Source organism: Psychrobacillus sp. (assembly GCF_056205495.1).
The window spans coordinates 1-9,870 of sequence record NZ_JBAEAP010000123.1 but is presented as its reverse complement, the minus strand read 5'-3'; the positions used below and the strand labels follow the sequence as shown (position 1 = coordinate 9,870).

The following is a 9,870-nucleotide window of genomic DNA, read 5'->3' as shown; positions in this document are numbered from 1 at the left end:
TTTGTTGCATGAAAAGCTATCAAAAGAAGACATGATTAACATGATTGAAGAGTATGATGTTCTTTATATTATAGGAGGACAACCTGAGCGTATACTTCAGGTTATTTTGGATAAAGTGCTGACTGCTGTAATTAGTAGTTTTCCAGGCTTAATGATTGGCTATAGCGCAGGTGCATTAGCTTTTTGCACAGACTGCATATTAACAAAGGATGAGGACTATCCAGACACAATTATTTTGCAGGGATTAGGATTAGTCGACTTTAGTGTAGAGGTTCATTATCTTCCAGAATCAGATGAGGAGCTGCTGACTCTTTCTAATGATAGAACAATCTATGCCCTACCAGACGGCAGTGCAATCTTCTATAAAAATGACAGCATACATACGAGAATAAATGAGATCATTACCTTTAAGAATGGGACTAAGAAAAACTGTCTCAGCTAGGGAACGGCATGGACTGGACCGACCGATTATCGTGCGGAACCGACCGATTATGAAAGAAAACCGACCGATTTTTAGCCAGAACCGACCGATTATTGCATATAACCGTCCGATTATAAAAAAACACCCCTGCAGACAGGCTAGTGCAGGGGTGTTTCTATCCTTAACCGGTGAACACTTGGTCATTTGGATATTTATATTTAACCTTTTTCGGTTTAGTTAAGATGAAAAATAACGTGAGTGGTCCAATTCTACCTAAGAACATCAACACACAAATGAATACCTTGCCTAACTCTGAAAGCTGAGAGGTGATGCCCATTGAGATACCAACAGTTCCGAATGCGGAAAACACCTCAAATAGCAAAGGGAGCAGAGGAAGCTGCTCTGTTATAGTTAAAGCAAAAGCAAATATAAAAACGGTTGCTAAGCTAACTGTGCTAATAACGAGAGACCTGATAATTATTTCTCGTGAGATGGACCTTTTAAATAGCACTGGGTCCTCCTGCTGACGGAAAAATGCAAACGTTGCTGCTATGATGACAATAAAGGTAGTAAGCTTTATGCCAGAAGCCGTAGAGGCACTACCTGCACCGATAAACATGAGAAGCATTGTGAATAATAGAGATGGGTCCTCCATTTGGCCATAATCGATCATATTAAAGCCTGCCGTTCTTGGAGTTACTGCATTAAAATAAGACGTCATAACCTTCTCTAGTATTCCCATTTTGCCAATTGTATCATTATTATTAAACTCTAAGATTAAAAGAATAAGTGTAGCTATTGCATTTATTATTAATGTGCCCACGATCATAAGCTTGGTATGTAGTGACCATGCACGAAATTTATTTTTGCGAGAGATATCTATTACTACGACAAATCCAATTCCTCCAATGATTATTAGACTAGTAATAATCAATATAACTAGAGGATCACTAGTGAAGCCCATTAAATTGTCCGGAAACAATGAGAAGCCTGCATTATTAAAGGCAGAAATTACGTGAAACAAACTATAATATAATGCATCTCCAAAGCCAAACCTTGGTATCCAGTGGAGTGTTAAGAAGACGATAGCAATACTCTCTGTAAGAAGAACAAATAAGAGAATATGCTTAGCTAGCTTGACGATACCTCCAATAGAAGGCTGATTAAAAGATTCCTGCAAATAAATACGGTGCTGCAAACCAATTTTTTTGCGAAGAAGAATAAGTATAGCGATTGCAAACGTCATTAACCCAATACCACCACATTGAATTAAGACTAGTAATACAATTTCGCCAAACATTGTTAGAGTACTACCAGGATCAAAAACACTGAGACCTGTAACGGTGGTAGCTGATGTAACTAGAAAGAAGGCATCCACCCAGGAAATCGGAGTTGTCGTAGCAAAAGGAAGCTTCATCAAAACTGTTCCTAGAAAGATTAAGGTGGCAAAGCTACTTGCAATCACAACAGGCGGTGAAAAAGAGAGCTTTTTCTCCATTGGGACACTTCCTTTTATTGGATGTAAAATAATAACTACTTTAATCCTGATCAGGTCAGCTGTCAACAACTTGTTTGAAACAACTGAGTAAAGAAAGTATACTTAAGAAAAAAGGGGGATTTTTCATTGAAAACTGAACAGCAATATTTTGAAGAAGCTAAAACCTTAGAGCAGTATATGAATGATATGACTACCAAAAAAGAGGAATCCTTTCGTATATACGACCAATTTCAAGTTCCAGCGGATGATGAATTCATTGAGATATTAAAAGCAGAAAAGCCGCATATATTAGTTATTACAGAAGACTGGTGTGGTGATGCCATGATGAATAATGCGATTGTACGAAAGATTGCAGAAGCTGGAAATTTGGACATTCGCACTGTCTACCGCGATGAGAACCTAGAGCTGATGGACCAATACTTAACAAATGGTGGGCGCTCCATTCCAGTTTATTTATTGTTAAGTCAGGACGGAGAAGTAATTTCTAAATGGGGTCCTCGTGCTGAAATGGTCCAAAAATTTGTGATGGAAGGAAGAGCCAAGTTTCCTGATAAAGAAGATCCGGCATTCGAAGACATCCAAAAGAAATTTTATGAGCAAATGACACAGGAATTTATAGCAAACAAAGAGTTTCACTTGGCAGTTTACGAAGAAATCCGCAGTAGCTGGCTGCCTATTCTTCAAAAATAAGCGAACCGCATATTTAAGGGAGTCGGCTTTAGTCGGCTCTTTCCTATGTTAGGAACTTTTTGTGAGGAAATAGAGTCTTTATAATGAAGAAATTGTAAAGTAGAAAGGAAATCCGTATGAAGCGTGCAAGAATTATCTACAATCCTACCTCAGGGAGAGAATTATTTAAGAAACATCTTCCAGAAGTGTTGGAGGCTTTAGAAATAGCTGGATATGAGACGTCCTGCCATGCAACGACTGGTGAAGGAGATGCAATTAGTGCAGCAAAAAAAGCGGTAGAAAATAATTTTGATATAATTATTGCTGCTGGGGGAGACGGAACACTGAACGAGGTTGTTGCTGGTGTAAGTGAATTTGAAAATCGCCCGAAGATTGGTCTCATTCCAATGGGAACGACAAATGATTTTGCTCGAGCAGTTCATATTCCTCGGGATATTAAACGCGCAGTAGAAATTATTGTGCAGGGTGATACTATTCCAGTAGACGTTGGTAAAGTCAACGATCGTTATTTTATTAACATTGCTGGCGGAGGAAGAATTACAGAACTTACTTATGAAGTTCCTAGTAAATTAAAGACAATGCTTGGACAACTAGCCTATTACTTAAAAGGAATTGAAATGCTTCCATCGATTAATGCCACGAAGGTTCGCATAGAGTATGACGGTGAGGTATTTGAGGATGAAGCTATGATGTTCCTTGTGGGTCTTACAAACTCCGTAGGCGGCTTCGAGAAGCTTGCTCCAAATGCAAGTATTAATGATGGAAACTTTTCGTTGCTTATCTTAAAGAAAGTAAATATTGCGGAGTTTATAAGACTTGCCAGTTTAGCTATCCGCGGGGAACATTTAGAAGATCCTCATGTCATTTATAAAAAAGCCCAGCACATTAAAGTGACATCTGAAGATAAAGTTCTCTTAAATTTGGATGGAGAGTATGGAGGAACTATTCCTGCCACATTCCAAAACTTATATAGACATATAGATGTCTTTGTTCCAATCGATGAAATCCGTGAGCAAGATAGACCATAAAATGAAACCAGTATTTCTTTTAATTAGAAATACTGGTTTTTTTTATAAGAAAGCCTGTTATATAGGAGTCGCTGCAATCAATAACTCAAGTTTGTTCATTGGGGGAAGAATAAAACATCACTTTCGAATTACAATCTATTTATCATTTTTTCAAATTACAAATCCTTCTTTTGTACCCTCCACTTTAACAAACAAAATATTCTCCTAATATTTTCTTACTTCTACAAATTTTCAATGGATCCGTTAAGATAGTATTTTTTATTTTTTGACTTTCCTCTCTAAAAGGTTATGAATCCAATAATATTGGGAATAATTTAATAATATATCTGGGCAATATAAAGGAGGAATGATTAGTGTATAAGAGACAAGAGAGATACTTAATGTGGCTCGCCTTTGTAGTGGCAGGTATTATGATACTATCTATTGCTGGAAGAATTTTTGGAGGGTGAGGAGAGTCAAGTATGGGAAATGCGGATTCAGTTTTCTATAGTCGTGTCTTAACCGAGTTAACCTTATCTTTTCATATTATTTATGCGACAATCGGCGTTGGAGTTCCTTTGATGATTATGATTGCTCAGTGGGTTGGTATAAAAAAGAATGATGAACATTACATATTACTAGCTAGACGCTGGGCAAGAGGATTTGTTATTACGGTTGCAGTAGGAGTTGTAACGGGAACTGCAATCGGGATGCAGCTTTCCTTATTGTGGCCAAATTTTATGGAGCTAGCCGGCAATGTGATTGCCCTACCCTTGTTTATGGAGACCTTTGCTTTCTTCTTTGAGGCTATTTTTCTTGGAATTTATCTTTACACTTGGGATCGTTTTGAAAATCAGAAGAAGCATTTATTATTGCTCATACCAGTTGCAGTAGGGGCTTCCTTTTCCGCAGTGTTTATCACGATTGTAAATTCTTTTATGAATTCACCGCAAGGATTTGACATGGTAAATGGGCAAATGGTGAACATTAATCCAATCCTAGCAATGTTTAACCCTGCAATGCCTACGAAGGTAGCCCATGTAGTGGTAACCGCGTATATGACGTCTGCTTTTGTCCTCGCTTCCATTGCTGCCTTCCGTTTGTTAAAGGGTTCTAACCATGTTTATCATAAAAAGGCTTTATATTTAACTGTAAAATTAGGATTAATCTTTTCAATTGCAACTGCTATTATAGGAGACTTTTCCGGAAAATATTTAGCAGAGTATCAGCCGGAAAAACTAGCAGCGGCTGAATGGCATTTTGAGACACAGGAAAATGCTGATCTTATTTTGTTTGGAATTTTAGATGATGGTGAAGTGAAATATGCTATTAAGATTCCTTATGCTTTGAGTATATTAGCATACTCTAATCCAACTGCGGAGGTTATTGGGCTCGATCAGTTTCCAGAAGATGAAAGGCCTCCTCTTTATATCCATTATCTCTTTAATATCATGGTAGCTATTGGCATGGGACTGGCAGCTCTGTCCGCATTCTATTGGTTAGGTAAACGTTTCAAATGGTCATTTGTAGATTCTAAGTTTTTTCGCTGGCTTCTCGTCTTAGGAGGTCCTGCTGCTCTTATTGCAATAGAGACTGGCTGGTGGCTAGCAGAGGTAGGAAGACAGCCTTGGATTTTAAGAGGAATCATGAGGGTAGAAGATGCAGCAACCACAAGTGGGCAGGTAGATTTTATGTTAATCCTTTTTGCAGGTCTTTACTTAGTACTTGGAGTTGGTAGTGTCGTAGTACTTACTCGGATGTTCCGAAGAAATCCTGTTGAGCAGGAAATAGAGGATAGAAAATCGGGCAAAGGCGGTGATATTACATGAGTTTAGAGATTATAGGCCTCACCGTCTTATGGACTTTTCTATTTGGTTATGTAATAGTAGGCTCCATTGATTTTGGTGCCGGCTTCTTTAATGCATATAGCTTAATAACTGGTAAACAACATATACTGAGCAATATTATTCAACGATACTTATCCCCAGTATGGGAGGTAACAAATGTATTTCTCGTATTTTTCTTCGTTGGCATTATTGGTTTCTTTCCTAAGACTGCCTACTATTATGGAACTACTCTTCTCGTGCCAGTGGGCATAGCATTAATATTGCTTGGCATCAGAGGGTCCTACTATGCCTTTGAAACGTATGGATCCAGAGGACACAAAGGGTATTCTTTTATGTATGGTTTATCTGGATTGTTACTACCGGCTTCATTATCTATCGTACTAACTATTTCAGAGGGTGGTTTCGTTGATATGATCAACGGATCACCAAGTTTAAATTATGATGCCTTGTTCACTAGTCCGTTAACTTGGTCTATTGTCGCCTTAAGCTTGACCTCTGTTTTGTATATTTCCGCAGTTTTTTTAACTTGGTATGCCAATAAGGCAGGGGACCCAAAAGCAACTCAACTGATGAGAAAGTACGCATTGATTTGGTCTTTTCCAACGATTATAACTGCAGGCGGAATAATGGTAGAATTACGCTCACACAATGTGGAGCATTATAATAATATGCTTGATATTTGGTGGACGTTTGGTTTGTCCTTCCTCCTGTTCTTAGGTACAGTTTGGTTACTGTGGAAAAAGAAAAAATATGGTCTAGCATTTGGACTTCTAGCAGGACAATTTTTAATCGCTTTTTTTGCTTATGGGTATTCTCATTTACCGTATTTACTTTATCCATACTTATCTATACACGATAGCTTTACAAATGAGGCCATGGCAATTTCTTTAATCATCGCATTTGTTCTAGGGCTAGCCTTGTTAATCCCTTCTTTATATCTACTACTTAAGCTATTTCTGTTCAATAAAGATTATGTAAAAGGGAAAAAGAAAAATCACGCTTAGGAGGAATGAACGTTATGTTGAAATTCCTAATATTTTATGCCCCCTTCATCGTACTGATCGGATCCATTATTATAACCTTCTGGGTATCTACCATGGATGGACCAGTAAGAGATGAATAATTGTTCAGGACCTCTGGTTGGGGTCTTTTTTTCTGTCCATTTTCTTCCCAGGTGTTAAAATAAGCTTAGAGAGGCGGAGATATAAATGAAATATGAGGTTATATTGTTCGACTTGGACGATACCTTATTCGATTTTGGAATGACCGAAAGAAATGCATTCCATCAATTATTTTTAGAATATGGACTGCCAAACGGTTTGCAAGATTACTTAGGCAGCTACAAGACAATTAGTAAGGTTTTATGGGACGAATTAGAACAGGGCGTTACAACGCTAGAGCTGCTTAAAATAGAGAGATTCAAACGTTTATTTTTAGAACATAATCTAAAGTTAGATTTGGAAGCAGTAAGTCATAAGTACATAGAAAATCTAGGTAGAGAAATCCACTTAATCTCTGGGGTGGAGGAAATGCTGGCTAGTCTGGCTGGCTGTCGTTTAGCTATATTAACAAATGGATTTCAAATTGCCCAGCATGCTAGGATCAAGGGTTCCCCATTGAAGGATGTGTTTGAAGCTATCATCACTTCAGAAGAAGCTGGTTATCAAAAGCCACAGCCTGCTATATTTGAATATACATTTAAGAAATTAGGAATAACAGAAAAGTCTAAAGTATTGATGGTTGGTGATTCTCTTACTTCTGATATACAAGGTGGAAACCATTTTGGAATAGATACATGCTGGTTTAATCCAAACCAAAAGGAAAACACAACAACTATACTACCTACATATGAAATAGAGAATTGGAGTCAGCTCAATGGAATTGTGAATGGTCAATTAATAGAGAAATAAATTAGAAAAACTCCCATTTAGTTAAAATAAATTTTTAAAATCTTCCAAATAATGTATACAATATTTCCAAAATATGAGATAATACTCTTATAACAATATTATTGTTTAAGACATAACCTGGAGTTGACCATGTTTGTGATAGCACGTAACACAAATGGTGTTACAGAAGTGTTGAAAAACTCAAATAGCCAAATGATAAAAGTATTTTATGATTATGAAGAGGCAGAACGGTTTGTAACTCGATTAAACAAAAGTGTATTACCTAGTAAACACTGGTCTGTTATAGAGGATTCGTTTATATTAAAGTTAAATGAGTAAGGGATGATTCCTTACTTTTTTTGTTGTTTAGGAAATTATAAAATTCGGAACCTGTGCCTTGCCCCTCGGGGTCAAATGGATAAAAGCTCCGATGGCTGAGGAGCTGCCTCCTCGCTTTTCCCATTTGTCTGTCGGGGCAGTGACAGGCGCTTGCGCTTTTCTTGGTGTCTAGCTTCATCGCCTTGCTCCTCGGGGTCAAATGGATAAAAGCTCCGGTGGCTGAGGAACTGCCTCCTCGCTTTTCCCCATTTGCCTGTCGGGGCAGTGACAGGCGATTCCGCTTTTCTTGTTTCTAAAATTAGTTGGAAATTTATATACATAAGCTACGTAATACTATTGAACGCAGTTATTTGATATAATAATATCCATTACACAAGAACGGAGATTTAACGTGAACACACCAGTAAATAAGAATGATCAGTTAACAGTTTATATAGAGGATTTGACACATGATGGGTCAGGAGTAGCAAAGGTCGATGGCTACCCACTGTTTATCCACGGGGGTCTTCCTGATGAAAAAGCCGAGGTACGTGTTGTAAAAACATTAAAAAACTATGGTTTTGCTAAATTACTTCATATTGTAGAGCCTTCTCCTTTCCGTGTGGAAGCACCATGTCCAGTATTTTATGAGTGTGGTGGCTGTCAGCTTCAGCACATTAATTATGAAGGTCAGCTGAAATGGAAGGAAAATATGGTTCGAAATGTCATGCAAAGACTAGGTAAGATTGATGCACCAGTACTACCGGTAAAAGGAATGAACAATCCTTGGGAATATCGCAATAAATCTCAAATTCCATTTGGCTTAGTCGATGGAAAGGTGATTGCAGGGTTCTATCAGGCTAAATCACACCGCATTGCAGACACACCGACTTGTCTAATTCAATCCGATGAAGCAGACCGATTGATGAGAGCATTTAAGGAAAATGCCTTAAAACTAGATTTAGTTCCTTACAATGAGGATACGAAAAAAGGCCAGCTACGCCACTTAGTAGTACGCAAAGGCCGAGCTACTGGTGAGGTAATGGTCGTCCTAGTGACGAAGCATCCTAAGCTTTCCAAAAAGGAAGCGATTATTGAGCTTATTAGAGAGGTAGAGCCAAAGGTGACCTCCATTATGCAAAACATAAACTCCAAAAATACAAATGTGATCTTTGGTGATCAAACTAACCTATTGTGGGGAAAACCAACGATTGAGGATCTAATCGGAGATGTACGCTTCGAAATTTCCGCTAGGTCCTTCTATCAGGTGAATCCAGAGCAGACAGAAGTGTTATACCAGCAGGCGCTTGATTATGCACAGCTTTCAGGTGGCGAGACTGTGATCGATGCCTATTGCGGTATTGGCACAATTTCTTTGTTCCTTGCTCAAAAAGCGAAGCAAGTACTTGGTGTGGAGATTGTTCCCCAAGCAATTGAGGATGCAAAAAGAAACGCCGAGCTAAACGACTTTACGAACACGTACTTTGAAGCAGGCCCAGCAGAGGAAGTCATCCCACGCTGGTACAAGGAAGGGAAAACAGCAGATGTATTAGTTGTGGACCCTCCAAGAAAAGGCTGCGACGAGGCACTACTAACAACGATTATTGAACAACGCCCAAAACGTGTGGTATACGTTTCCTGTAATCCAGCAACCTTAGCGCGTGATCTTCGCATCTTAGAGGACGGCGGCTATAAGACACAGGAGATTCAGCCAGTTGATATGTTCCCGCAGACGACACACTGTGAAGTTGTTACTTGGTTGGAGTTAGTGTAATAGTGAATTAAAAAGCAGACGGGTTAGAGGTGTTGGTATCGCACTTCTAAGTTCCGTCTGCTTTTTATTTATGGATGAAGCAAGACACTTATTATAAAGTGATCACCACTTTACCTTGAGCGTGACCTTCCTGGAAATACTTGAATGCCTCCGATATTTCACTTAATTTAAACCGTTTATCAATTATTGGTTTTACTTTTCCAATTTCAAGTAACTCTTTTATATCATTTAAGTCTTTTTGATTTGCTCTTTGTAACAGGCTACTTATTTTCTTGCTCCCAGTCAATGAAATAAAAGGTCCAAGAAATAATGTTTGGTAAAGTTGAGACTCGGAACCTCCTACGTGATCGGATTACCCTTAAACTAGAGGGGGAAGTTATCAGAATAAAGTAATCGAATTCTGAATATTACAATACAAGGATAATC

11 protein-coding genes are annotated in these 9,870 nt (G+C 38.3%); 9 read left to right on the top strand and 2 right to left on the bottom strand.

Going from position 1 to position 9,870, the window contains the following annotated elements:
* On the top strand, positions 1–442 hold a 442-nt coding region (locus AC06OU_RS03745; protein ID WP_475854066.1), incomplete at its 5' end, for a Type 1 glutamine amidotransferase-like domain-containing protein.
* A 160-nt stretch (positions 443–602) separates the two neighbouring features.
* Here AC06OU_RS03745 and AC06OU_RS03740 read toward each other — a convergent pair.
* A complete protein-coding gene (locus AC06OU_RS03740; protein ID WP_475854065.1) occupies positions 603–1,919 on the bottom strand; it encodes a TrkH family potassium uptake protein in 1,317 nt (438 codons plus the stop codon).
* Between the two features lie 126 nt (positions 1,920–2,045).
* Between AC06OU_RS03740 and AC06OU_RS03735 the strand changes: the two genes are divergently transcribed.
* The 8 genes from AC06OU_RS03735 to rlmD all read left to right on the top strand — a co-directional run bounded on the left by AC06OU_RS03735 (position 2,046) and on the right by rlmD (position 9,444).
* On the top strand, positions 2,046–2,609 hold the full coding sequence (locus AC06OU_RS03735; RefSeq protein WP_342559958.1) for a thioredoxin family protein: 564 nt from the start codon (positions 2,046–2,048) through the stop codon (positions 2,607–2,609).
* 116 nt (positions 2,610–2,725) lie between these two features.
* Positions 2,726–3,637 carry a diacylglycerol kinase gene (locus AC06OU_RS03730; RefSeq protein ID WP_475854063.1) on the top strand — a complete coding sequence of 304 codons (912 nt, stop codon included), beginning with the start codon at positions 2,726–2,728 and terminating at the stop codon, positions 3,635–3,637.
* A 461-nt stretch (positions 3,638–4,098) separates the two neighbouring features.
* A complete protein-coding gene (locus tag AC06OU_RS03725; RefSeq protein WP_475854062.1) occupies positions 4,099–5,445 on the top strand; it encodes a cytochrome ubiquinol oxidase subunit I in 1,347 nt (448 codons plus the stop codon).
* Positions 5,442–6,467: a cytochrome d ubiquinol oxidase subunit II gene (locus tag AC06OU_RS03720; RefSeq protein ID WP_475854061.1), complete on the top strand. Its 1,026-nt coding sequence runs from the start codon at positions 5,442–5,444 to the stop codon at positions 6,465–6,467. Before AC06OU_RS03725 ends, AC06OU_RS03720 begins: the two co-directional genes overlap by 4 nt.
* A gap of 14 nt (positions 6,468–6,481) precedes the next feature.
* Positions 6,482–6,586, top strand: coding sequence for a cytochrome bd oxidase small subunit CydS family protein (gene cydS / locus AC06OU_RS03715; protein WP_475854059.1), 105 nt, complete (start codon positions 6,482–6,484; stop codon positions 6,584–6,586).
* A gap of 85 nt (positions 6,587–6,671) precedes the next feature.
* The gene (locus AC06OU_RS03710; RefSeq protein WP_475854057.1) at positions 6,672–7,373 is read left to right on the top strand and encodes a YjjG family noncanonical pyrimidine nucleotidase; all 702 of its coding nucleotides are present in this window, start codon (positions 6,672–6,674) and stop codon (positions 7,371–7,373) included.
* Positions 7,374–7,508: 135 nt separating this feature from the next.
* Positions 7,509–7,691 (top strand): hypothetical protein, encoded by a 183-nt coding sequence (locus AC06OU_RS03705; protein WP_475854056.1) that lies wholly within the window; start codon positions 7,509–7,511, stop codon positions 7,689–7,691.
* Between the two features lie 391 nt (positions 7,692–8,082).
* A complete protein-coding gene (gene rlmD / locus AC06OU_RS03700) occupies positions 8,083–9,444 on the top strand; it encodes a 23S rRNA (uracil(1939)-C(5))-methyltransferase RlmD (RefSeq protein WP_475854055.1) in 1,362 nt (453 codons plus the stop codon).
* A gap of 91 nt (positions 9,445–9,535) precedes the next feature.
* On the opposite strand, the gene AC06OU_RS03695 is transcribed toward rlmD, so the two are convergent.
* Complete coding sequence (locus AC06OU_RS03695) at positions 9,536–9,730, bottom strand: zinc-binding dehydrogenase (protein ID WP_475854054.1); 195 nt, start codon at positions 9,728–9,730, stop codon at positions 9,536–9,538.
* Positions 9,731–9,870: the final 140 nt, after the last annotated feature.

What these genes read in the sequence shown, in the direction of transcription:
- AC06OU_RS03740 (WP_475854065.1), bottom strand. Translation starts at nt 1,919, where the DNA reads ATGGAGAAAAAGCTCTCTTTTTCACCGCCTGTTGTGATTGCAAGTAGC.
- AC06OU_RS03730 (WP_475854063.1), top strand. Translation starts at nt 2,726, where the DNA reads ATGAAGCGTGCAAGAATTATCTACAATCCTACCTCAGGGAGAGAATTA.
- AC06OU_RS03725 (WP_475854062.1), top strand. Translation starts at nt 4,099, where the DNA reads ATGGGAAATGCGGATTCAGTTTTCTATAGTCGTGTCTTAACCGAGTTA.
- AC06OU_RS03720 (WP_475854061.1), top strand. Translation starts at nt 5,442, where the DNA reads ATGAGTTTAGAGATTATAGGCCTCACCGTCTTATGGACTTTTCTATTT.
- cydS (WP_475854059.1), top strand. Translation starts at nt 6,482, where the DNA reads ATGTTGAAATTCCTAATATTTTATGCCCCCTTCATCGTACTGATCGGA.
- AC06OU_RS03710 (WP_475854057.1), top strand. Translation starts at nt 6,672, where the DNA reads ATGAAATATGAGGTTATATTGTTCGACTTGGACGATACCTTATTCGAT.